Raw genomic sequence first — 23,121 nt, forward strand, 5'->3', positions numbered from 1 at the left:
ATGGTCGTCGATGAACACGTACAGTGCCGCCAGAAGGGCGTCCAGGTTTGTCTTCACACACTGACCAACGGGCGCCCTTCGCCATGGTCGCGACCAGCACACACATCGGACTCACTCATCTAGCGGGCGCAGGCGCAGGCGCATCCCGGGGCCCGGTGCGCGGCGGCGTACGAGACCGCCCGGCGGCCCCACCGCCGCGGCTCACCGGCCCCCGCCCCGCCGCAGCACCGCCCGCCGTACCGCCCCCTCCCACGGCCCCGGCCGACGGTTGGCGCCGCTCGGCCCGGACTCCGGGTCCAGGACGAAGCCGAGCCGCTCCAGGAAGCGTTCCCCGGCGTGCCGGCCGGTGGGGACCGTCGCCGTCACCAGGGGCGGATCCCCGGCCCGCGCCAGCAGGGAGCGGGCCAGCCGGTGGCCGAGGCCGCGGCCCCGGCACCAGGGGGCCAGCAGGAACAGGCCGACGGCCACCGCGCCCGGCTCGGGGTGGTCGCGCACCGCGTCCACGACGCCCGCGACCACCCCGTCCCGCTCCAGCACCAGCAGCACCTTGTCCTCGGGGCGCGCGCCCTCGGGCAGGCCGTAGTACAGGCTCTGCACATCGCCCGGCGCCGACGGCAGCCCGGTGGCCGCAAGGAACCAGTCCTCGCACTCCTCGAACAGCCGGATCAGCGGTGCCTCGTCCGCCGGGGCGAGTTCCCGCACCAGCACCCGTTCGCCCGGCACCTCGAGCATCCACGTGTCCACCATCCGGCCGACGGTAGTGGACGATCCTCCCCGCTCCGACAAGTTTTCCCCGTACGGCAGTACCCACGTGCGGGTTCCGCTCGTTGCACGTACGGGACACCCCCTCTTCCCGTACCACCCGGAGCCCACGCGGCGCGCCCCCGAGCAGCCCCGAGAGCGGAGGCCAGCCCATGCCGACCCAGCCCCTCGCCTCGGGCCCGCACGGCCCGGACGTCCTCCGCCCGCTCCTGGACACGGTGCTGGACGCGCTGGCGGAAGGCCGGAAGGCGCGCGGCGGCCCCCTCCCCGCGGGCGGACCCCAGGCCACCGCCCGGCGGGTCGCCGACGTGCTCGGGGAGGTACTGCCGGACGAGGGCGACCCGGACGGCCTGCGCGATCTCGTACGGCTCCTCGCCGAGGGCGCCGCCGACCCCGCCGACCCGCTGTGCGCCGGCCATCTGCACTGCCCGCCCCTCGCCGTGGCCACCGCCGCCGACCTCGCGGTCAGCGTCCTCAACCCCTCCCTCGACTCCTGGGACCAGGCCCCCGGCGCCACCGCCCTGGAGGCCGCCGTCACCCAGGCCCTCGCGCGGGCGGCCGGACTGGCCGACGCCCTGGTCACCACCGGCGGCACCGAGTCCAACCAACTCGCCCTGCTGCTCGCCCGCGAGGCGGGCCACGGCAGCGTCCAGCTCGTCTGCGCCGCCGCCGCCCACCACTCACTGGCCCGCGCCGCCTGGCTGCTCGGACTGCCCGACCCGGTGCTCGTTCCGGCCCCCGGCGGCACCCTCGACCCGGCCGCCCTCGACGCCGCCCTCACCGCGCTCCCCGGCCCCCTGCTGGTCGCCGCCACCGCGGGCACCACCGACGCCGGCCTCATCGACCCGCTGCCCGAGATCGCCGCCCTGTGCGCGGCCCACGGCGCCCGGCTGCACATCGACGCCGCCTACGGGGGCGGACTCCTCTTCAGCGACCGGCACCGCGCCAGACTCGCCGGGCTCGACGCCGCCCACACCGTCACCCTCGACCTGCACAAACTCGGCTGGCAACCGGTCGCGGCCGGCCTGCTCGCCGTCGCCGACCCGGCCGAACTCGCCGTACTCCACCACCGGGCCGACTATCTGAACGCGGACGACGACACCGAGGCCGGCCACCCCGATCTGCTCGGCCGCTCCCTGCGCACCACCCGCCGCCCCGACATCCTCAAGGCCGCGGTCACCCTGCGGACCCTCGGCCGCCGCGGCCTCGGCGCCCTGGTCGACCAAGTCTGCGACCTGGCCCGCGAGTTCGCCGCGCTCATCGAGGCACACCCCGCCTTCGAGCTGTACGACACCCCCGTCATCAGCACCGTCCTGTTCCGCCCCGCCGAGGCCACCGACGCCGCCGTGGCCGACGCCCGCCGCGAACTGCTGCACGAGGGCCGGGCCGTCCTCGGCCGCGCCCGGCTCGACGGCCGCCTCTGGCTCAAGGCCACCCTCCTCAACCCCCGCACCCGGCCGGACGACCTGGCCCACCTGTTGAAACTCGTCGAAGGAAGCACCCCCAGATGACCCCCCACCCGGCTCCCCAGACGGCCTCCCGGACCGCCCTGCTGCCGCGCCGCGACCCCGACGCCCCCCGCGACCTGGTCGGCATCGGCATCGGCCCCTCCAACCTCTCCCTCGCCGCCCTCGCCCAGCCGCTGCCCGAACTGGACGCCGTCTTCTACGAACAGCGGCCCGGCTTCAGCTGGCACCCCGGCCTGCTCATCGAGGGCTCCACCATCCAGGTGCCCTTCCTCGCCGACCTGGTGAGCCTCGCCGACCCCACCAGCCCCTGGAGCTTCCTCAACTACCTCAGAACCCGCGAACGACTGTTCCCCTTCTACTTCGCCGAGCGCTTCCACATCGAACGCGCCGAGTACGACGCCTACTGCCGCTGGGCCGCCCGGAACCTGCCCGGACTGCGCTTCGGCCACCAGGTCGACGCCGTCCGCTGGAACCCCGAACGCGCCCTGTTCGAGGTCGACTTCACCCAGCTCGACGCCGACGGCGAGGCCGACGCCCTCGGTCGCGCCTACACCCGCAACCTGGTCCTCGGCGTCGGCACCGTCCCCCATGTGCCGGCCCCGCTCAAGCCCATGGTCGACGCCGAGGGCCTGCCCGTCGTACACGCCGCCGACTATCTCGACCACCGCGAGGAACTGCTGGCCGCCGGGCACATCACCGTGGTGGGCTCCGGGCAGTCCGGCGCCGAGATCTTCCTCGACCTGCTGCGCCGCCGCCCGGTCGGCGAGGAGCGGCTGCACTGGATCGGCCGCAGCCCCGCGTTCTCCCCGATGGAGTACTCCAAGCTCGGCCTCGAACACTTCACCCCCGACTACACACGCTACTTCCACGCCCTCACCGAACCCGTCCGCGACCGGCTGGTCGGCGCCCAGTGGCAGCTGCACAAGGCCGTCGACGCCGGCACCCTCGCCGCCATCCACGACGAGCTGTACCGGCGCACCCTGAACGGCGGCTGGCCCGACGCCGTCCTCACCCCGGGCGTGCGGGTGCGCACCGCGGGCCGGATCGCCAGCAACAAGATCGAGCTGCACCTGGAGCACCTGGACGAGAGCAGCCGCTCCCGGCTCGCCACCGACGCCGTCGTCCTCGCCACCGGCTACCAGCAGCGGCCCCTCGACCGGCTGCTCACCGGGCTCGACCCCTATATGCGCCGGGACGGCGGCGAACGGCCACGCATCGACGCGGACTTCCGCCTGGTCCTCGACCCCTCGGTCAAGGGCTCCGTCTACGTCCAGAACGCCGAACTGCACACCCATGGCGTCGGCGCCCCCGATCTGGGCCTCGCCGCCTGGCGCGGCGCCACCATCCTCAACTCGCTCACCGGAAAGGACCCGTACCCCCTTCCGGCCCGTACGGCCTTCACCACCTTCGGCCTGCGCGAACCGCATTCCGCCGTCCCCCAGGCCCGGCACTCCGCCCAGCGGCTCACCCCGCTCGTCGAAGAGAAGTGAACGGAATTCGCTCATAGGAGCGGCCGCCCGCACAATTCAACACTTGTCAATAAGGCTTCATGTAAAGGTTGTTGAGTGGTCATGCGGCCCGGAATCTCTACCGACGGGTAAGCCCTAGGCTCGAAGCATGCGCCGAGCAAAGATCGTTTGTACATTGGGGCCCGCCACCGACTCGTACGACCAGATCAAGGCACTGGTCGAGGCCGGAATGGACGTCGCCCGCTTCAACCTCAGCCACGGCACTCGCGCCGAACACGAGGAGCGTTACCAGCGCGTGCGCAAGGCTGCCGACGAAACCGGCCGCAGTGTCGGAATCCTCGCCGACCTTCAAGGTCCGAAGATCCGCCTCGGCCGTTTCGCCGAGGGGCCGGTACTCCTTGAACGCGGCGACGAGTTCACCATCACCGTCGAGGACGGCGTGGAGGGCGACCGCCACCGCTGCGGCACCACCTACGCGGGGCTCGCCGGGGACGTCGCCCCCGGCGAACGCGTCCTGGTGGACGACGGCCGGGTCTGCCTGGAGGTCACCGCCGTCGACGGCCCCCGGGTGCGCACCCGGGTGGTCGAGGGCGGCATGGTCTCCGACCACAAGGGCCTCAACCTGCCCGGTGTCGCCGTCTCCGTGCCCGCGCTGTCCGAGAAGGACGAGGAGGACCTGCGCTGGGCGCTGCGCATCGGGGTCGACGTCATCGCCCTCTCCTTCGTGCGCAGCGGCGACGACGCCCGGGTGGTGCACCGCATCATGGCCGAGGAGGGCCGCCGCCTCCCGGTGATCGCGAAGGTCGAGAAGCCGCAGGCGGTGGCCAACCTGGACGACATCGTGGCCGCTTTCGACGGGTTGATGGTCGCGCGCGGCGACCTCGGGGTGGAGATGCCCCTGGAGCAGGTGCCGATCGTCCAGAAGCGCGCCATCAAGCTCGCCCGGCGCAACGCCAAACCGGTCATCGTCGCCACCCAGATGCTCGACTCCATGATCGACAACGCCCGGCCCACCCGCGCCGAGGCCTCCGACGTGGCCAACGCGGTCCTCGACGGCACGGACGCGGTGATGCTCTCCGGCGAGACCAGCGTCGGCAAGTACCCGGTCGAGACGGTGCGCACCATGGCGAAGATCGTCATGGCGGCCGAGGAGGACATGCTGGCCAAGGGGCTGCCGCCGCTGACCGAGCGGAACAAGCCGCGCACCCAGGGCGGCGCGGTCGCCCGCGCGGCCGCCGAGATGGGCGACTTCCTCGGCGCCAAGTTCCTGGTGGCCTTCACCCAGTCCGGGGACACCGCCCGCCGGCTCTCCCGCTACCGCCCGCCGATCCCGCTGCTCGCCTTCACCCCCGAGCCGGCCACCCGCTCCCAGCTCAGCCTCACCTGGGGCGCCGAGACCTTCCTCGGCCCGCACGTCGACTCCACCGACGCCATGGTCGACCAGGTGGACGAACTGCTGCTGCGGTACGGCCGCTGCGAGAAGGGCGACGTCGTGGTGATCACGGCCGGCTCCCCGCCCGGGGTCTCCGGCTCCACCAACATGGTCCGCGTCCACCGCATCGGCGAGGACGACGACCCGGAGGCGTAGGCGGCGGGCAGGTACGAAAAAGGGCCCCTTCGCCGAAGGGGCCCGCACAAACCTGCGAATCAAGAAATCCGGTGACCTTGGAAAACAAGGAAAAGGTGCCCCGGGTCGGACTCGAACCGACACTGTACGGGTTTTGAATCCGTTGCCTGCTGCCAATTGGGCTACCGGGGCTCGCAGAATCAAAGGTTTCCCCCGACCCTCCGCGCGTCCACCATACCGTAGCTAGGTAGGCTCTTGTCAGCAGTACCCCTGCACCGAACGAGGAGCCCCCGTGACCGCCGAGTCGCCCCAGCCCGTAGACGCGCCCGACGACGACAAGTCGCACGTGCCTCCGCTGACGACCCGTGTCGTCATCGCCGAGGACGAGGCACTGATTCGCCTCGACCTCAAGGAGATGCTGGAGGAGGAGGGGTACAGCGTCGTCGGTGAGGCCGGCGACGGCGAGCAGGCGATCGAGCTGGCCCGCGAGCACCGGCCGGACCTGGTCATCCTGGACGTGAAGATGCCCAAGCTGGACGGCATCTCCGCGGCCGAGAAGATCGCCGAGGAGTCCATCGCCCCGGTCCTGATGCTCACCGCCTTCTCCCAGCGCGACCTGGTCGAGCGCGCCCGGGACGCCGGCGCGATGGCCTACCTGGTCAAGCCGTTCAGCAAGAGCGATGTGGTGCCGGCGATCGAGATGGCCGTCTCCCGCTTCACCGAGCTGAAGCAGCTGGAGCAGGAGGTCGCCGACCTCACCCTGCGCCTGGAGACCCGCAAGCTGGTCGACCGCGCCAAGTCCATCCTCCAGACCGAGTACGGCCTGACCGAGCCGGCCGCCTTCCGCTGGATCCAGAAGACCTCCATGGACCGCCGCATGTCGATGCAGCAGGTCGCCGAGGCCGTGATCACGGACAACGAGGAGAAGAAGGCCGCCAAGAACGGCTGAGCCCGCTCCCGCGTACGACGATGCCCGCGCCCCCTGGAAAAGGGGGCGCGGGCATCGTCGTACAAGAGGCGCGTCAGTCCTCGCCCAGATACGCCTTGCGGACCGACTCGTCGTGCAGCAGATCCTGTCCGCTGCCGGACAGCACGATCGAGCCGACCTCCATCACATGGCCCTGGTCGGCGAGCGAGAGCGCCGCCTGGGCGTTCTGCTCGACCAGCAGGATGGTGGTGCCCTGGGACTTCAGCTCCGCGATCGTCGCCAGGATCTTCTGCATCATGATCGGCGACAGACCCATGGACGGCTCGTCCAGCATCAGCAGCTTGGGCCGGGACATCAGCGCCCTGCCCATGGCCAGCATCTGCTGCTCGCCGCCCGAGAGGGTGCCCGCGGCCTGCTTGCGCCGCTCGCCCAGGATCGGGAAGAGGTCGTAGGCACGCTGGATGTCCCGCTCGATGCCGTCCTTGTCCTTGCGCAGGAAGGCGCCGAGCTGGAGGTTCTCCGCGATGCTCAGCCGCGGGAAGATGTGCCGGCCCTCGGGGGAGTGGGCCAGGCCCAGGGCGACGATCTTGTGCGCCGGGACGCCGGTGAGCGGCTTGCCGTCGAACAGGATCTTGCCGCCGACCGGCTTGAGCAGCCCGGACAGGGTGCGGAGGGTGGTCGTCTTGCCGGCGCCGTTGGTGCCGATGAGGGTCACGACCTGGCCGGCCTCGACGCTGAACGAGATGCCCTTGACGGCCTCGATCTTGCCGTAGGCGACCCTGAGGTCCTCGACCTCCAGCAGTGCGGTCACTGGGTCTCTCCCTCTGTGCTGTCGGCGGAACCAGCCGCCTCGACCTCGGCCGCACCGGCCTCCGTCGCCTCGCCCTCGGCCGTGACGGCCTCGGCCGTGGTCGCTGCGGCCTTCGCCGTGTCCACCGTCCCGGCCGCGTCGGCCGCGGTCGCTCCGGCCTCCGCCGCCTCGACCTCCGCGGCCTCCGCCGCGCCCGGTTCGCCCTCGAAGGGCTCGCCCAGATAGGCGGCGATGACCCGCTCGTCGGCCTGGACGACCTCGGAGGTGCCCTCGATCAGCTTCTCGCCCTGCACGAGCACGGCGACGCGGTCGCACAGGTTGAAGATGAACCGCATGTCGTGCTCGATGACGAGGACGGCGATGCCCATGTCCCGGATGGCGAAGACCAGTTCCTCGGTGGTCCGGGTCTCCTGCGGGTTCATGCCCGCCGTCGGCTCGTCCAGGAGCAGCAGGCCGGGCTCGCTGGCCAGTGCCCGCGCGATCTCCAGCTTGCGCTGCTCGCCGTAGGGCAGATTGCGCGCCAGGTGCTCGCGCTTTCCGGCCAGGCCGACGAACTCCAGGAGTTCCTGGGCCCGCGCCTCGGACTCGCGCTCGGCCTTGCGGAAGCCGGGGCCGCGCAGCAGCGCCGACCACAGGCCCTCCTTGGTCCGCGTGTGGCGGCCCACCAGGACGTTCTCCAGGACGGTCATGTTGGCGAAGAGCCGGATGTTCTGGAAGGTACGGGCGATGCCCGCCTGCGTCACCAGGTGCGGCTTGGGCGGCAGCACCTTGCCCTGGTAGGCGACGGTGCCCTCGGTGGGGACGTACAGACCGGTGAGGCAGTTGAAGAAGGTGGTCTTGCCGGCGCCGTTCGGCCCGATCAGGCCGACGATCTCGCCGCTGTTCACCGTGATGTCCACGGACCGTACGGCGGTCAGACCGCCGAACCGCATGGTGACGTCACGGGCTTGGAGTACAGGTGTCGTCATGGTTCCTTACGCCCCTGCCTTGGTGACGGCCGTGTCCTCGGACAGCGTCGTCTGTGCCGGTACGTCGAGCTGGCCGGTCTCGTGGAACTCCAGCTTGCGGCGGCGGTTGGCGATGATGCCCTCCGGCCGGAACCGCATGAGCAGGATCAGCGCCACACCGAAGGCGAGCAGCTCGTAGTTCTGCATGAACTGGAGCTTCTCCGGGATGAGGTAGAGCAGGCTGGCGCCGAGCAGCGGGCCGCTGACGGTGCCCATGCCGCCGAGGACGACGGCGGCCAGCAGGAAGGCCGAGTTGGGCGGGGCGGCGCCGGCGAACTGGTACGGCTGCGGGTTGACGCTGTAGTTCACATGCGCCATCACAGTGCCGGCCAGGCCCGCCAGGGAGGCGCCGAGCGCGAACGCGATCAGCTTGACCCGGAAGCCGTTGATGCCCATGGCGGTCGCGGCGGTCTCGTCCTCGCGGATGGCGATCCAGGAGCGGCCGATACGGGAGTCGGCGGCGCGGGTGAAGACGAGCACCACGATGGCCGTGATGATCAGCATCAGGAACAGGTAGTTGGCGAACCGGCCGAGGGTGAACGAGCCGAGGGTGTGGGCGTCGCCCAGGTTGAACCCGAAGAGCTGGATGTCGGGGATCTGGGTGATGCCGTTGGGCCCGCGGGTGATGTTCGGACCGGAGTCGCCGTCCAGGTTGTTGACGGTGATGCGGAAGATCTCTCCGAAGCCGAGCGTCACGATGGCCAGGTAGTCACCGCGCAGCCGCAGCGTCGGACCGCCGATCAGGACGCCGAAGACCAGCGAGGCGGCCATGCCGGTGAGCGCGGCGGCCCAGAAGGGGAAGTGCACCTGGAAGGGCGAGTACTCGGAGCCGGAGACCAGGGCGGCCGCGTAGGCGCCGACGCCGAGGAACGCGACGTAGCCGAGGTCGAGCAGACCGGTGAGGCCGACGACGATGTTCAGGCCGAGCGCGACGGTGGCGAAGATGAGGATGTTCACGCCGATGTTGGCGTTGTGGTCGTTGCTCTGCGTGAACGGGAAGATCACCGCGGCCACGAACGCCAGGCAGGCCGCGAAGCCCTTGTGACGGGTGGACAGGGTCGTGTACCGGTCGAGGAGCCCGGCGTGCACCAGGCCCCAGGCGGCGAAGACGCAGATCAGCAGGAAGCCGATGAAGGTCTCGCTGTCGTCGTCGTCGATGCCGATGCCGTAGGTGAAGACCACCAGGCCCAGCGCGGTGCCGACGGTGACGACGGCGCGTTCCACGAGCGGCGACAGGGTGCCGGTGCGGGGCTGGTCGGGCTTGGTGAGATAGCCCTTGAGACCGGTGCCCGGGGCCGGGTGCGGCAGGGCGAGGGCACCCAGCACGGGCAGCAGGGAGGCGACCATCGCGACGTACGCGCCCGGGTCGAGGTTGACCAGTCCGCCGAGGTCGACGGCGATGGCGATACCGGTGAACCAGCAGACGGCGAACGCCGACAGGGCGGTCAGGAACACCGGGCTGGTGGCGCCCGCCGGGTTCAGCCAGCCGAGGCCCTTCACCCGCCACAGGGCGAGCGCGTACAGCAGGGTGAGCGCGCCGGCGACCAGGGCCAGGATCTGGAGTCCGGCCGGGTAGCCGTAGATGGTCAGGTTGCCGGGGAAGTCGGGCGTCCAGGTCCAGCTCATGAAGGCGCTGGCGATGGTGCCGACGGCGCCGACGGCGATGAGCGGCCGGGCCACGGCGGCCGGGAGCGGCAGGGGGCCGCGCTCCGCCGGGGTCTGGAGGGTGGTGTCGGTCATGGTGCTCACGCCCTGTCCGCGACGCGTTCGCCGAGCAGACCTTGTGGTCTGAAGAGGAGTACGAGGATGAGGAGGACGAAGGCCCAGACCGGCGCCCAGCCCTGGCCGCCGAGCTGGTGCATGCCGGGGATGTCCGCGATGTAGGCGGTGGCCATGGCCTCGGCGATGCCGAGGACGAGTCCGCCGAGCATGGCGCCGTAGATGTTGCCGATGCCGCCGAGGACGGCCGCGGTGAAGGCCTTGAGGCCGGCGAGGAAGCCCATGTCGTAGGAGACCGAGCCGTACTTGAGGCCGTACGCGGTGCCCGCGACCGCCGCGAACAGGCCGCCGATGGCGAACGCGATCACGATGATGCGGTTGGTGTCGATGCCCATCAGCTGGGCGGTGTCCGGGTCCTGCGCGGTGGCCTGCATGGCGCGGCCGGTGCGCGAGAGCCGGACGAAGAAGGCGAGGATCGCCATGCACACCGGGGCGGCGATGATCAGGAAGAGATCGCCGCTCTGCACGGTGACCGAGCCCAGGTGGTAGGGCCCGAAGGGCAGTTGCGGGAAGACCCGGGCGGCCTTGGCGTTCGGGTACAGGTTGAAGACGAGCTGCTGGAGCGCGAGCGAGAGACCGATGGCCGTGATGAGCGGCGCCAGGCGTGGCGCGCCGCGTAGCGGCCGGTAGGCGAAGCGTTCGGCGCCGACGGCGATGAGTACGGCGACCAGGGCGCCGCCGACGAGCATCGCCGGCAGGGCTATCCACATGGATATGCCGTCCGGCAGGACGAGATACACCGTGAGGGCGCCGAAGCCTCCCGTCATGAAGATCTCGCCGTGAGCGAAGTTGATGAGCTGGACGATGCCGTACACCATCGTGTACCCGATGGCGATCAGACCGTACATCGAGCCGAGGAACAGCCCGTTGGCCAGCTGCTGCGGCAGGGTGTTCACCGCATGGCCTCCATGTGGTGGGGAGAGTCAAGGGGGCGGTAGAGGGCGGGCCGCGCGGTGACGGTGGTCAGTGCCGCGCGGCCCTGGAGTCGCGATGGGTGCCGGGGGCTACTTGGGGTTGGCGACGCCGCTCTTGACGGACTTCCACGCACCGTTGACGACCTGGTAGACGGTCAGCTGCTTGTTCGTGGTGTCACCGAACTCGTCGAACGAGATCTTGCCGGAGATGCCGTCGAAGGAGTTGTGCTGCACGGCGTCGACGACCTGGGCGCGGGCGTCGTCGGGGAGCTTGCCGTCCTTGATGACCTGGCCGACGGCCTTGATGATCGCGGTGGTGGCGTCGTAGGAGTACGAGCCGTAGGTGCCGTAGTCACCGGGGTACTTCTTGGCCTTGTAGGTGGCCACGAAGTCCTTGGCGGCGGGCAGGGTGTCGACCGGGACGCCGATGGAGGTCGCGAGGTCGCCCTCGGCGGCCTTGCCTGCGGTCTTGATGTAGGTCGGGGTGAACATGCCGTCGCCGCCGAACAGCGGGATGTTGGCGCCGGCGTCCTTGAGCTGCTTGGTCAGCACCTGGGACTCGTCGTACTGGCCGCCGTAGTACAGGATGTCGGCGCCCGAGTTCTTGATCTTGGTGACGAGGGTGGAGAAGTCGCGGTCGCCCACGCTGACGTGGTCGGTGCCGATGACCTTGCCGCCCTGCTTGGCGAACTGCTCCTTGAAGATCTTGGAGAGGCCGGCGCCGTAGGTCTGCTTGTCGTCGACGACGAACGCCTTCTTCTTGTGCAGACCGTTGTAGGCGTAGTCCGCCGCGAAGGCGCCCTGGAGGGCGTCCGTGGTCGCGGTGCGGAAGTAGTTCTTGAACGGGCGGACCTTCTTGGTCTGCCAGTCCTTGCCCTGGGTCAGCTCCGGGGCGGTGTTCGACGGGGAGATCTCCACCAGGTTGGCGGTGTTCAGGACCTGCTGCATCTGGGTGGCCACGCCCGAGTTGAGCGGGCCGACCACACCGAGGACGTCCTTCTCGGCGACCAGCTGGGTGGCGTTCTGCTGGCCGGTGGCCGGGATCGCCTTGTCGTCCAGCGCCTTGACCTTGAAGGTCACGCCCGGGACCGTCTTGTTCTTGTTCGCGTCGTCGACCGCTATCTGCGCGCCGTACTGGATGCCGAGGCCGGTCGCGGAGTTCTGGCCGGTCAGCGGGGCGTCCACGCCGATGGTGACCGTCACGTTGCCGCTGTCGCCGCCCTTGCTGTCATTGTTGCGGGAGCCGCAGGCGGTGAGAGTCAGAGCTCCGGTCGTCAGAACGGAGGTAAGAATCACCAGAGAACGCTGTCGCACAATCGATCCTTTCCGCAGGCATGAGCGGTCCCTGGAACGGGACGGCGTAGAGCCGCGTTGGTACCGAACTCCCGTTGGAGCGGTGACTGGCCGTGACTCTAAGCCCGCTATGGAGACCTGGGCAGCGCCGTAGGCGTCCTTGTGACTTTCTTGTTATGACGGCGTGGACGGGAAAGTTCCGCCAGGGATACTCTCGGCCGGTTTGGCGGAATTTCCCCACGGTCCACATTTTGAGAATGCGCACTTCCGGTTGGCCCTCGGGCCGAGGTCGCGGGCCGGTGGGCGCGGCGCCCCCGGGGCGCCCGGGGAAGATCACTCAGAGGTGCGCCCCCGAAGCGGAGCCAGGGGGCGCTTATTGCGCGCACGTTACGCAGCGTTACGCCGGAAAAGAAAGGTGCGGCATACAGCAATTTTGGCCGGCCGGATGCCGATATCTCCGCCCCGGACCCGGTGGACGTCAAGGGCTGTTCCGGCCGGACCAGGGAATTCCACTTTTCCATATGCGGGATGACGCCGCATCGGTGACAAAAAGGCCCGGTCGCACCCCTTTTGGGGAGTGGACCGGGCCTTTACTGAGAGGACGTCAGACCGCCGCGGACGCCTGCTCGCCGTTCTGGGCGCCGAGGTCACGGAGCATGCAGGTCAGTCGCGCGCTGCACACCCGGCGGCCCTGCTCGTCGCTGATGACGACCTCGTAGGTCGCCGTCGACCGGCCCCGGTGCACGGGCGTGGCCACACCGGTCACCAGACCCGAGCGGATCCCGCGGTGGTGCGTGCAGTTGAGGTCCACGCCGACCGCGACCTTGGCGCTGCCGCCGTGCATCATCGCGCCGATCGAGCCCAGCGTCTCCGCGAGCACCGCCGAGGCGCCGCCGTGCAGCAGGCCGTACGGTTGGGTGTTGCCCTCCACCGGCATCGTGCCGACGACCTTCTCGGCGGACGCCTCCAGGATCCGCACGCCCATCCGCACGCCGAGGTCACCGGCCGAGAACCGCGCGGGCAGGTCCACGCCGAGCGCCGCGTACTCCTCGATGACCTCCTGCGGGAACTGCACCTGCTGCTGCTCGCCCATGAACCCGGCTCCGTTCGTCGTACACCTGTCTTAACCTGAGCGAACGCTCAGTCGGTCGCCGATTGTTCCAGACGGCCTTCCACGTGCGCCTCCAGGCGTACGACCACCGACTTGCTGGCCGGGGTGTTGCTGGTGTCGGCGGTCGCGTCCAGCGGCACCAGGACGTTGGTCTCCGGGTAGTACGCCGCCGCGCAGCCCCGGGCCGTCGGGTAGAGCACCACCCGGAAACCGGGCGCCCGCCGCTCCACGCCGTCCCGCCACTCGCTCACCAGATCCACGTACGCCCCCTCGGCGAACCCGAGCGAACGCGCGTCCTCGGCGTTCACCAGCACCACCCGGCGGCCGCCCGTGATGCCCCGGTAGCGGTCGTCCAGGCCGTAGATCGTGGTGTTGTACTGGTCGTGCGAGCGCAGCGTCTGCAACAGCAGCCGGCCCTCGGGCAGTTCGGGGTACTCCACCGGCGCCGCGGTGAAGTTCGCCTTGCCGGTGGCGGTCGGGAAACGGCGCTCGTCGCGCGGCGCGTGCGGCAGCGCGAAACCGCCGGGCCGGGCCACCCGCGCGTTGAAGTCCCCGAACCCCGGGACCACCCGCGCGATCCGGTCGCGGACGGCCGCGTAGTCCTTCTCGAACTCCTCCCACGGCACCACGCTGCGCTCCCCGAGGACCGCGCGCGCCATCCGGCACACGATCGCCGGCTCGGACAGCAGGCGCGCGCTCGCGGGCGCCAGCCGGCCGCGCGAGGCGTGCACCATGCCCATGGAGTCCTCGACGGTCACGAACTGCTCGCCGCTCGCCTGCTCGTCGCGCTCGGTGCGGCCCAGGGTGGGCAGGATCAGCGCCCGCGCGCCGGTGACCGTGTGCGAGCGGTTCAGCTTGGTCGACACATGCACCGTCAGCCGCGCCCGCCGCATCGCCGCCTCGGTCACCTCGGTGTCCGGGGACGCGGAGACGAAGTTGCCGCCCATGGCGAAGAACACCTTCGCCTCGCCGTCGCGCAGCGCGCGGATCGCCCGTACGACGTCGAAGCCGTGCTCCCGGGGCGGCGCGAACCCGAACTCCCGCTCCAGGGCGTCCAGGAAGGCGGGCGCGGGCCGTTCGAAGATGCCCATCGTGCGGTCGCCCTGCACGTTCGAATGACCGCGCACCGGGCACACGCCCGCGCCCGGGCGGCCGATGTTGCCGCGCAGCAGCAGGAAGTTGACGACCTCGCGGATCGTCGGCACGGAGTGCTTGTGCTGGGTCAGACCCATCGCCCAGCACACGATGGTCCGCTCGGAGGCGAGCACCAGCTCCAGCGCCCGCTCGATCTCCGCGCGGCTCAGGCCGGTCGCGGCCAGCGTCTCGTCCCAGTCGGCGGACTCGGCGGCCTTGGCGAACTCCTCGAATCCATGCGTGTGTTCCCGCACGAACTCCTCGTCGACCGCGCCGTCCGTCGCCAGGATCAGCTTGTTGAGGAGCCGGAAGAGCGCCTGGTCGCCGCCGATGCGGATCTGGAGGAACAGATCGGTGAGCGCGGCGCCCTTGAGCATGCCCTGCGGGGTCTGCGGGTTCTTGAACCGCTCCAGGCCCGCCTCGGGCAGCGGGTTGACGCTGACCACCTTCGCGCCGTTCGCCTTGGCCTTCTCCAGCGCGGACAGCATCCGGGGGTGGTTGGTGCCCGGGTTCTGGCCCGCCACGATGATCAGGTCGGCCCTGTACAGGTCCTCCAGGAGGACGCTGCCCTTGCCGATGCCGATGGTCTCCGTCAGCGCCGAACCCGACGACTCGTGGCACATGTTCGAGCAGTCCGGCAGGTTGTTCGTGCCCAGCTCGCGCGCGAAGAGCTGGTACAGGAACGCGGCCTCGTTGCTGGTGCGGCCCGAGGTGTAGAAAACGGCCTCGTCCGGGGAGGCGAGGGCGGTGATCTCCTCGGCGATGATGCCGAAGGCGCGCTCCCAGGTGACCGGCTCGTAGTGCGCCGCCCCTTCGGGGAGGTACATGGGATGGGTGAGCCGCCCCTGCTGGCCCAGCCAGTACCCGCTCCTGGTCGCCAGGTCGGCGACGGGGTGCGCGGCGAAGAACTCCGGGGTGACCCGGCGCAGGGTGGCCTCCTCGGCCACCGCCTTCGCGCCGTTCTCGCAGAACTCCGCCGTGTGCCGGTGCTCCGGCTCGGGCCAGGCGCAGCCCGGGCAGTCGAAGCCGTCCTTCTGGTTCACCCGCAGCAGCGTCAGCGCGGTGCGCCTGACCCCCATCTGCTGCTGGGCGATCCGCAAGGTGTGCCCGATGGCCGGCAACCCCGCCGCCGCGTGCTTCGGCTCCGCGACCTGCGGCGCGTCCTGCACCGGATCACCCTTGGGCGGCTTCGTCGCCATCGCACGCTCCCCTTCGACTGCGTGTACCACGTACGGGCCGATCCTCCCACGGGGGACTGACAGGGGGAACGGGCGGCTCCGGGGGGAGGAGGGGGTACGGCCGGGGCGGCGGGGCCGCGCCGGATCCGGTCGGCCGTGGGTCGGTGGGGCTGGCCGGTGGGGTGTGGTTCCTCCGGTGCAAGGGCGCCCGGCGGTGTCGGTGATCGGCTTGCCCGGAGAGGCGGGAGGACGGGCTGCCGGGGCGACAGCCTCCGGGGATACGAGTCCGTGCCGACCGCCCGCGCCACCTTGTGAGTCACCCTCTTCGGAGCCCGGAGAGGACCTTGGCCGCACAGGGCTGCCCTTTGTCCGCCGCGACGGTGTCCGGTTGCGGTCGCGGCGGACGGCGCCCCTGAGCTGTCCTCGGGCCCGCTGTCTCGCAAGCGCCCCGCGGGGCCGGTCCCGGTTCCGCTCGCCGTGCGTCGCTCTCCTCGGCCGTTGGCCTTCCGGCGCGCCTGGCGGCCAGATACGTCGGCGCGTAGACGCGCGGCACTTGGTGATACCGAACCGGACCGGCCCGAGCCCCGCCGGTCGCGCCTGCCTGGCCGACGGCCGCTGGTTTGTCCGCCGCGTGGCGGCCAAGCATGGCGGCGGCGAGCGGCCGACCTGGCTGGGGCTTCTTTTCGACTGCGATTTTTCGACTGCGATGGTGTTCGGCCGCGGTCGGGGCGACCGGTGCTCCTGAGCCGTCCTCGCCGCGCGGCGGCCCGGTCGGTCCTGGTCCGCTCGTCGTGCGCTGCCCTCCCTGGCCGGAGGCCACCGGCGGCGCCTGGCGACACCGGTGCTGGGCCCGGCCCACCCGGCCACCGGAGGCACACCGCGGCCGGTGCTCCTGAGTCGTCCTTGCTCTCTCCTGGTGGCCACCCCCGAGGTGTCCGGCCTGGTCCGCTCGCCCCGGCGGGAGGCCACTGGCGGCCGGTGCTGGGCCCTCTCCGCCCGGCTGCCGGAGGCGCACCGTGGCCGGTGCTTCTGAGCCGTCCTCGTTCTCTCCCGGTGGCCACCTCCGGGGTGCCCGGTCCTGGTCCGTTCGCCCCTGGCCGGTGGCCATCGACGGCACTCGGTGACGCCGGTGCTGGGCCTTCTCCGCCCGGCTGCCGGAGGCGCACCGCGGCCAGTGCTCCTGAGCCGTCCTCGTTCTCCCCTGGCGGCCACCCCGTGGTGCCCGGTCCTGGTCCGTTCGCCCCTGGCCGGTGGCCACCGGCGGCACTCGGTGACGCCGGTGCTGGGCCCCCTCCGCCCGGTTGCCGGAGGCGCACCGTGGCCGGTGCTTCTGAGCCGTCTTCGTTCTCTCCCGGTGGCCCCCCGTGGTGCCCGGTCCTGGTCCGTTCGCCCCGGCGGGAGGCCATCGACGGCACTCGGTGACGCCGGTGCTGGGCCCCTCCGCCCGGTTGCCGGAGGCGCACCGTGGCCGGTGCTTCTGAGCCGTCCTCGTTCTCCCCTGGCGGCCACCCCGTGGTGCCCGGTCCTGGTCCGTTCGCCCCTGGCCGGTGGCCACCGGCGGCACTCGGTGACGCCGGTGCTGGGCCCCCTCCGCCCGGCTGCCGGAGGCGCACCGCGGCCAGTGCTCCTGAGCCGTCCTCGTTCTCCCCCGGTGGCCACCCCGTGGTGCCCGGTCCTGGTCCGTTCGCCCCTGGCCGGTGGCCACCGACGGCACCCGGTGACGCCGGAGCTGGGCCCCCCGCCCGGCCGCCGGAGGCACACGGCGGCCGGTGCTCCTGAGTCGTCCTCGTTCTCCCCTGGCGGCCACCTCCGGGGTGCCCGGTCCTGGTCCGCTCGCCCCGGCCGGAGGCCACCAGCGGGGCCCCCGACGCCGGACCTGGCCCCGGCCGCCGGAGGCGCACGCGGTTCGGAGTGTCAGTGGGGCGTGGCAGGATCGGTGGCGTGGCAGAGACAGCATCGAAGAAGACCGACAAGACCCCCGGCGGCTCCCGTCCCCGGCTGATGCTCATGGACGGGCACTCGCTGGCCTACCGCGCGTTCTTCGCGCTGCCCGCGGAGAACTTCACCACCGCGACGGGCCAGCCGACGAACGCGATCTACGGTTTCGCGTCGATGCTGGCCAACACCCTGCGTGACGAGGCGCCCACCCACTTCGCCGTGGCCTTCGACGTCTCCCGCAAGACCTGGCGCTCCGAGCGCTTCACCGAGTACAAGGCGAACCGCTCCAAGAGCCCCGACGAGTTCAAGGGCCAGGTCGAGCTGATCGGCGAGCTCCTGGACGCGATGCACGCGCCGCGCTTCGCCGTCGACGGCTTCGAGGCCGACGACGTCATCGCCACCCTCGCCACCCAGGCCGAGGCCGAGGGCTTCGACGTACTGATCGTCACCGGCGACCGCGACTCCTTCCAGCTGGTCAGCGAGCACACCACCGTGCTCTACCCGACCAAGGGCGTCTCCGAGCTGACCCGGTTCACCCCGGAGAAGGTTCTTGAGAAGTACGGCTTGACGCCCGCCCAGTACCCCGACTTCGCCGCCCTGCGCGGTGACCCGTCCGACAACCTCCCCGGCATCCCGGGCGTCGGCGAGAAGACCGCCGCCAAGTGGATCAACCAGTTCGGCTCCTTCGCCGAGCTGGTCGAGCGCGTCGAGGAGGTCAAGGGCAAGGCGGGCCAGAACCTCCGCGACCACCTGGAGTCGGTCAAGCTCAACCGCGTCCTCACCGAGCTGGAGCGCCAGGTCGAGCTGCCGAAGGCGGTCGCCGACCTGGAGCGCGCGCCGTACGACCGCAAGGGCGTCGCGCTGGTCCTGGACACCCTGGAGATCCGCAACCCGTCCCTGCGCGAGCGCCTCTTCGCGGTCGACCCCGGCGCCGAGGAGGCCGACACCACCCCGGTCGCCACCGAGGGCGTCGAGGTCGACGGCACCGTCCTGCGCACAGGTGAGCTGGCCCCCTGGCTCGCCGAGCACGGCACGGGTCCGCTGGGCGTCGCCACCGTCGACACCTGGGCGCTGGGCACCGGCTCGGTCGCCGAGGTCGCCCTGGCGGCGGCCGGGGGAGCGGCCGCCTGGTTCGACCCCGCGGAGCTCGACGAGGCCGACGAGAACGCGTTCGCGGCCTGGCTGGCGGACACCGAGCGCCCCAAGGTGTTCCACAACGCCAAGGGCGCCATGCGCGTCTTCGCCGAGCACGGCTGGCGCATCGAGGGCGTGCGCATGGACACCGCGCTCGCCGCCTACCTGGTCAAGCCCGGCCGACGCTCCTTCGACCTGGACGCGCTGTCCCTGGAGTACCTGCACCGCGAGCTGGTCCCCGCCGCCGCGGCCGACGGCCAGCTGGCCTTCGGCACGGACGAGGCCGCCGAGGCCGAGGCCCTGATGATCCAGGCCCGTGCCGTCCTGGACCTCGGCGAGGCGTTCGAGGGCCGCCTGGAGGAGGTCGGCGCCGCCGATCTGCTGCGCGACATGGAGCTGCCCACCTCGGCCCTGCTCGCCCGCATGGAGCGGCACGGCATCGCCGCGGACCGCGCGCACCTCGACGCGATGGAGCAGATGTTCGCGGGCGCGGTGCAGCAGGCCGTGAAGGAGGCACACGCGGCCGCGGGCCACGAGTTCAACCTGGGCTCGCCCAAGCAGCTCCAGGAGGTCCTCTTCGGCGAGCTGGCGCTGCCCAGGACCAAGAAGACCAAGACCGGCTACACCACGGACGCCGACGCCCTGGCCTGGCTCGCCACCCAGACGGACAACGAGCTGCCGGTGATCATGCTCCGCCACCGCGAGCAGGCCAAGCTCCGCGTCACCGTCGAGGGCCTGAGCAAGACCATCGCGGGCGACGGCCGTATCCACACCACCTTCAACCAGACGGTGGCCGCGACCGGCCGGCTGTCCTCCACGGACCCGAACCTCCAGAACATCCCGGTCCGCACCGACGAGGGCCGGGCGATCCGCCGCGGCTTCGTCGTCGGCGAGGGCTTCGAGTCCCTGATGACCGCCGACTACAGCCAGATCGAGCTGCGCGTGATGGCGCACCTCTCCGAGGACGAGGGCCTGATCAGGGCGTTCACCTCCGGCGAGGACCTGCACACCACCGCCGCCTCCCAGGTCTTCGGCGTCGAGCCGGCCGCGGTGGACGCGGAGATGCGCCGCAAGATCAAGGCGATGTCGTACGGCCTGGCGTACGGCCTGTCCGCGTTCGGCCTCTCCCAGCAGCTGAACATCGAGGCGGCGGAGTCCCGCGCCCTGATGGACGCGTACTTCGAGCGCTTCGGCGGGGTCCGCGACTACCTGCGCCGCGCCGTGGACGAGGCCCGGGCCACGGGCTACACGGCGACCGTCTTCGGGCGCCGCCGCTATCTGCCCGACCTCAACAGCGACAACCGCCAGCGCCGCGAGGCCGCCGAGCGGATGGCCCTGAACGCGCCCATCCAGGGCACGGCGGCGGACATCGTCAAGATCGCCATGCTGAAGGTGGACACCGCGCTGCGGGCCGCGGACCTGAAGTCCCGGATGCTGCTCCAGGTCCACGACGAAATCGTCCTGGAGATCGCCCCCGGGGAACGCGACCGCGTCGAGGAACTCGTTCGCCACGAGATGTCCGGCGCCGTGACCCTCCTGGCCCCCCTGGACGTCTCGGTCGGTGTCGGCCCGGACTGGGAGTCGGCCGCGCACTAGCCCGCGCCGCATCGCCGTGGAAGCCGCCGCGCCCGGGCGGCACCCGGGCCGCACCGGTGAGGGGGCGCCGTGTTCCGACGGAATACGGCGCCCCGCGGCTCGCGCAAGCCGGAATCCTCCATTCCGTGCCGGCACCACAAAGACGGCTCAACCCCCGGCGGGACCGTCACTCACGTGGCCCCCGTCAAAACGCCCCGCACCCTCCGCAGCCGCAACACTGCGGGCATGGGTATACGCATGCTTCACCGCCGGACGCCCGAGGCAGTGACCCGGGTCTGGGCGGACACCGCCTCGGCGCAGGCACTGCCCGCCTCGCCGGTCCCGGCCCTCGCGGCCGACGCAAGCACCGCCCGCATCCCCGCCGACCCGGCCACGACCGTCCGCAGGGCCGCCAGGAACGTCCGGCGCGGGCTCAAGGACCGCACCGCCCGGACCGGGGCCGCCGCCCACGCGGGCCGCGCCCCCGACTGGCGCCAGTGGGCCGATCTGGCCCGCGGCTATCTCGCGCTCACGCTCACGCTGATCCCGAGATCCCGCCCCCGCCCCACCCTCACGGTCTTCGTCGCCCCCCTCGCCGAACGCCCGGCCCGCCACGATCCCCGCGACCCCGGACCGCGCACCGCCTTCTAGGGCCGAGCCTCCCTCCCCCCCAACTCAAGAGCGGGCCATTGTCACCGCCCTGGCGGACCGTCGGGCGCGCCCACCTCAACGACAGGTGGCCAACCGGTGAAAATCGGGCATGAACGGGTGCCCCGGCAAAGCAAGTTGCCGTAGGGTCGCCTGCGGCGCCGTGCCGGGCGCACGGGCCGGGCAACGTCACACAGGTGAAAGGGCGGCACAGGGGCAACCGGAACGCCGGGTCGTTCGTCAGACCAGGGCGGGACACACATACGTGGATATGGACGCACGACGTCCTTGGGAGGGGTTCACTCTATGGCGGCGCATATCGGCAGGCGGCTGCGCAAGGGGGCGGCGACCACCGCCGTGGCCGCGGCAGCGGTCGCGGCTCTCTCCGCGTCCCAGGCTCCGGGCGCGACCGGCGACGACCACGGCAGACAGATGACGACCGGTGCCGCCGCCCCCGTACCGGACCCCACCGGCGACGACGCCACGGGCAACTCGCCGTACTACACGGACCTGCCGCCCCTGAACAGCCCCAACCCGAGCCCCTCGCCGAGCACCGGCACCCCCGTCGCCCAGGGCGCCGCCGAGGCCGGCATACCGGCCACGGTCCTCGACGCGTACAAGAAGGCCGAGGCGGAGCTGCGCACCTCCAAGCCCGGCTGCAACCTGCCCTGGCAACTCCTCGCCGCCATCGGCAAGGTGGAGTCCGGCCAGGCTCGCGGCGGCGAGGTCGACGCCTCCGGCACCACACTGCGGCCGATCCTCGGCCCGGTCCTCGACGGCAACGGCTTCGCGCTCATCAAGGACACCGACCACGGCGCGTACGACGGCAACGCCCAGTACGACCAGGCCGTCGGGCCCATGCAGTTCATCCCGTCCACCTGGGCCTGGGCCGGCCGCGACGGCAACGGCGACGGCAAGAAGGACCCCAACAACATCTACGACGCCGCGCTCGCCGCCGGCCACTACCTGTGCCGCGGCGACCGGGACCTGTCCCAGGCGGCCGACCTGCACGGCGCGATCCTCGGCTACAACAACTCGCAGGACTACCTGAACACCGTCCTGTCCTGGATGGAGTACTACAGCAAGGGCACCTACTCCGTGCCCGACGGCACCGGCACCGCGCCCGGCCACCGCAGCGACGACGGCACCCCGCGCACGACCCCGTCCACGCCCGCCGAGCCCGCGAACCCGCACCAGGGCAAGCCGGGTTCGAAGGACCAGGGCGGCCGGCCGAGCCCCTCGCCCACGCCGTCGAAGCCCGGCGGCGGCCAGGACGGCGGCGACCCGGCCCCGCGGCCGCCCGGCACGCCCGACCCGACCACGCCCACCCCCACCGACACGGTGGACCACCTGGAGAACGCGGGCACCGCCACGGTCAAGCTCACCGCGACGGCCGGGGACGCCTTCACCGGGACGATCAGCACCCGCGCCGAGACCAAGGCGGGCGCCGCCGTGGCCAAGGTCAGGATCCGGTTCACCATCTCCGGGGACACCGACGCCACCTTCACCGGCGGCGAGGACGTGGCCACGGTCGCCACCGACAGCAAGGGCGTCGCGAAGGCACCCGCGCTCCAGGCAGGCGAGAAGACCGGCGGCTTCAAGGTCACCGCCACCGTCGTGGGCCGCTCGCTCAAGGGCGTCGACTACCAGGCGACCGTCACCGAACGCCCCGCCGACACCCTGACCGCCACCACCGACGGCGACACCCCGCTGACCTGCACCCCCGGCGGCGCGTTCGCCGACCAGGTCCAGGTGAAGGCGACGTACAAGGGCGCCGTCGCGGACAAGGTCGCGGCCACCGCCACCCTGATCAAGTCCGCCACCGACGCCACCGAGAACGACAAGGGCCCCTACTTCAAGGACGCCACCACCGGCAAGGCCGTACGCACCCTCACCGGTCTGAAGACGGACGGCAAGGGCCTGTTGACGCTGCCGAAGCTGTACGCGGACGACACCACCGGCACGTTCCTGCTGCGCGTCACCACCCCCGGCGGCGGCACCCTCACCGTCCGGCTGACGGTGGCCGCCGACGGCACCGCCACGGCGAGCCCGTCCCCGTCCCCGAGCGCGTCGGCGACCTCCTGAGCCGACCGGACCGTCACGGCGCCCTCCCCGCTTCCGGCGGGGAGGGCGCCGCCGTTCGTGGGCGCACCGCTGTTCTCATCTCGCCCGCCCGTTGCTACGGTGCCCGCACCTGACACGCCATCAGGAATCCTCAGGACCCCGACCGGCCACCGGGAGGCCCCGCATGCGCGCCCTGATCGCCGCCGCGACCGGCCTCGCCCTCGCCTTCGCCCTGGTCCTCACGATCGGCGCCCTCGGCGCGCCCTCCGGCCGCACCTCGCCGAAACCGCTGCTGACCACGGTCCCCGCACATCCGTGACCCGTCCAGGAGGGAGGCCGC

16 protein-coding genes and 1 tRNA gene are annotated in these 23,121 nt (G+C 71.6%); 8 read left to right on the forward strand and 9 right to left on the reverse strand.

The annotated features are described in order from the left end of the window. Nucleotides 1-201: 201 nt before the first annotated feature. Nucleotides 202-747, reverse strand: coding sequence for a GNAT family N-acetyltransferase (locus tag ACLF5H_RS05585; protein ID WP_421674949.1), 546 nt, complete (start codon nt 745-747; stop codon nt 202-204). 167 nt (nt 748-914) lie between these two features. Here ACLF5H_RS05585 and ACLF5H_RS05590 point away from each other — a divergent pair, with 167 nt between their 5' ends. From ACLF5H_RS05590 to pyk, 3 genes are all read left to right on the forward strand, one after another. After that, a complete protein-coding gene (locus ACLF5H_RS05590) occupies nt 915-2,273 on the forward strand; it encodes a pyridoxal phosphate-dependent decarboxylase family protein (protein WP_421674950.1) in 1,359 nt (452 codons plus the stop codon). Further along, nucleotides 2,270-3,721 carry a lysine N(6)-hydroxylase/L-ornithine N(5)-oxygenase family protein gene (locus ACLF5H_RS05595; RefSeq protein WP_421674951.1) on the forward strand — a complete coding sequence of 484 codons (1,452 nt, stop codon included), beginning with the start codon at nt 2,270-2,272 and terminating at the stop codon, nt 3,719-3,721. Before ACLF5H_RS05590 ends, ACLF5H_RS05595 begins: the two co-directional genes overlap by 4 nt. A gap of 127 nt (nt 3,722-3,848) precedes the next feature. Then, on the forward strand, nt 3,849-5,288 hold the full coding sequence (gene pyk / locus ACLF5H_RS05600) for a pyruvate kinase (RefSeq protein WP_421674952.1): 1,440 nt from the start codon (nt 3,849-3,851) through the stop codon (nt 5,286-5,288). Nucleotides 5,289-5,384: 96 nt separating this feature from the next. Here the strand turns inward: pyk and ACLF5H_RS05605 are convergent. Continuing rightward, nucleotides 5,385-5,459 (reverse strand) — tRNA-Leu (locus tag ACLF5H_RS05605). A 100-nt stretch (nt 5,460-5,559) separates the two neighbouring features. Here ACLF5H_RS05605 and ACLF5H_RS05610 point away from each other — a divergent pair. Further along, nucleotides 5,560-6,216: an ANTAR domain-containing response regulator gene (locus ACLF5H_RS05610; protein ID WP_421674953.1), complete on the forward strand. Its 657-nt coding sequence runs from the start codon at nt 5,560-5,562 to the stop codon at nt 6,214-6,216. A 73-nt stretch (nt 6,217-6,289) separates the two neighbouring features. On the opposite strand, the gene ACLF5H_RS05615 is transcribed toward ACLF5H_RS05610, so the two are convergent. From ACLF5H_RS05615 to ACLF5H_RS05645, 7 genes are all read right to left on the reverse strand, one after another. Next, on the reverse strand, nt 6,290-7,006 hold the full coding sequence (locus tag ACLF5H_RS05615) for an ABC transporter ATP-binding protein (RefSeq protein ID WP_421674954.1): 717 nt from the start codon (nt 7,004-7,006) through the stop codon (nt 6,290-6,292). Next, a complete protein-coding gene (locus ACLF5H_RS05620; RefSeq protein ID WP_421674955.1) occupies nt 7,003-7,974 on the reverse strand; it encodes an ABC transporter ATP-binding protein in 972 nt (323 codons plus the stop codon). Before ACLF5H_RS05620 ends, ACLF5H_RS05615 begins: the two co-directional genes overlap by 4 nt. Nucleotides 7,975-7,980: 6 nt before the next feature. Beyond that, nucleotides 7,981-9,753 (reverse strand): branched-chain amino acid ABC transporter permease, encoded by a 1,773-nt coding sequence (locus ACLF5H_RS05625; RefSeq protein WP_421675117.1) that lies wholly within the window; start codon nt 9,751-9,753, stop codon nt 7,981-7,983. A gap of 5 nt (nt 9,754-9,758) precedes the next feature. Beyond that, entirely contained in the window at nt 9,759-10,688 is a 930-nt protein-coding gene (locus ACLF5H_RS05630) for a branched-chain amino acid ABC transporter permease (RefSeq protein ID WP_421674956.1), read from the reverse strand. 108 nt (nt 10,689-10,796) lie between these two features. Continuing rightward, nucleotides 10,797-12,005, reverse strand: coding sequence for a branched-chain amino acid ABC transporter substrate-binding protein (locus ACLF5H_RS05635; protein WP_086809864.1), 1,209 nt, complete (start codon nt 12,003-12,005; stop codon nt 10,797-10,799). 598 nt (nt 12,006-12,603) lie between these two features. Further along, a complete protein-coding gene (locus ACLF5H_RS05640) occupies nt 12,604-13,092 on the reverse strand; it encodes a hotdog fold thioesterase (RefSeq protein ID WP_421674957.1) in 489 nt (162 codons plus the stop codon). A 47-nt stretch (nt 13,093-13,139) separates the two neighbouring features. Beyond that, entirely contained in the window at nt 13,140-15,443 is a 2,304-nt protein-coding gene (locus tag ACLF5H_RS05645; protein WP_421674958.1) for an FdhF/YdeP family oxidoreductase, read from the reverse strand. Between the two features lie 1,920 nt (nt 15,444-17,363). On the opposite strand from ACLF5H_RS05645, the gene polA reads away from it, so the two are divergent. From polA to ACLF5H_RS05665, 4 genes are all read left to right on the forward strand, one after another. Beyond that, nucleotides 17,364-20,090 carry a DNA polymerase I gene (gene polA, locus ACLF5H_RS05650; protein WP_421674959.1) on the forward strand — a complete coding sequence of 909 codons (2,727 nt, stop codon included), beginning with the start codon at nt 17,364-17,366 and terminating at the stop codon, nt 20,088-20,090. A gap of 225 nt (nt 20,091-20,315) precedes the next feature. Continuing rightward, entirely contained in the window at nt 20,316-20,720 is a 405-nt protein-coding gene (locus ACLF5H_RS05655) for a hypothetical protein (RefSeq protein WP_421674960.1), read from the forward strand. 303 nt (nt 20,721-21,023) lie between these two features. Continuing rightward, the gene (locus ACLF5H_RS05660) at nt 21,024-22,802 is read left to right on the forward strand and encodes a lytic murein transglycosylase (RefSeq protein WP_421674961.1); all 1,779 of its coding nucleotides are present in this window, start codon (nt 21,024-21,026) and stop codon (nt 22,800-22,802) included. Between the two features lie 163 nt (nt 22,803-22,965). Next, nucleotides 22,966-23,100, forward strand: a complete 135-nt coding sequence (locus ACLF5H_RS05665; protein WP_111582475.1) for an SPW_0924 family protein — start codon at nt 22,966-22,968, stop codon at nt 23,098-23,100. The last annotated feature ends 21 nt before the right edge of the window (nt 23,101-23,121 follow it).

The sequence above is a fragment of the Streptomyces sp. LaBMicrA B280 genome (genome assembly GCF_049222185.1).
GTDB lineage: Bacteria > Actinomycetota > Actinomycetes > Streptomycetales > Streptomycetaceae > Streptomyces > Streptomyces murinus.

Bases quoted from the DNA above. Each gene is read 5' to 3' on its own strand.
- ACLF5H_RS05585 (WP_421674949.1), bottom strand. From the start codon at position 747: ATGGTGGACACGTGGATGCTCGAGGTGCCGGGCGAACGGGTGCTGGTG.
- ACLF5H_RS05590 (WP_421674950.1), top strand. From the start codon at position 915: ATGCCGACCCAGCCCCTCGCCTCGGGCCCGCACGGCCCGGACGTCCTC.
- ACLF5H_RS05595 (WP_421674951.1), top strand. From the start codon at position 2,270: ATGACCCCCCACCCGGCTCCCCAGACGGCCTCCCGGACCGCCCTGCTG.
- pyk (WP_421674952.1), top strand. From the start codon at position 3,849: ATGCGCCGAGCAAAGATCGTTTGTACATTGGGGCCCGCCACCGACTCG.
- ACLF5H_RS05620 (WP_421674955.1), bottom strand. From the start codon at position 7,974: ATGACGACACCTGTACTCCAAGCCCGTGACGTCACCATGCGGTTCGGC.
- ACLF5H_RS05625 (WP_421675117.1), bottom strand. From the start codon at position 9,753: ATGACCGACACCACCCTCCAGACCCCGGCGGAGCGCGGCCCCCTGCCG.
- ACLF5H_RS05640 (WP_421674957.1), bottom strand. From the start codon at position 13,092: ATGGGCGAGCAGCAGCAGGTGCAGTTCCCGCAGGAGGTCATCGAGGAG.
- ACLF5H_RS05645 (WP_421674958.1), bottom strand. From the start codon at position 15,443: ATGGCGACGAAGCCGCCCAAGGGTGATCCGGTGCAGGACGCGCCGCAG.
- ACLF5H_RS05655 (WP_421674960.1), top strand. From the start codon at position 20,316: ATGGGTATACGCATGCTTCACCGCCGGACGCCCGAGGCAGTGACCCGG.
- ACLF5H_RS05660 (WP_421674961.1), top strand. From the start codon at position 21,024: ATGGCGGCGCATATCGGCAGGCGGCTGCGCAAGGGGGCGGCGACCACC.
- ACLF5H_RS05665 (WP_111582475.1), top strand. From the start codon at position 22,966: ATGCGCGCCCTGATCGCCGCCGCGACCGGCCTCGCCCTCGCCTTCGCC.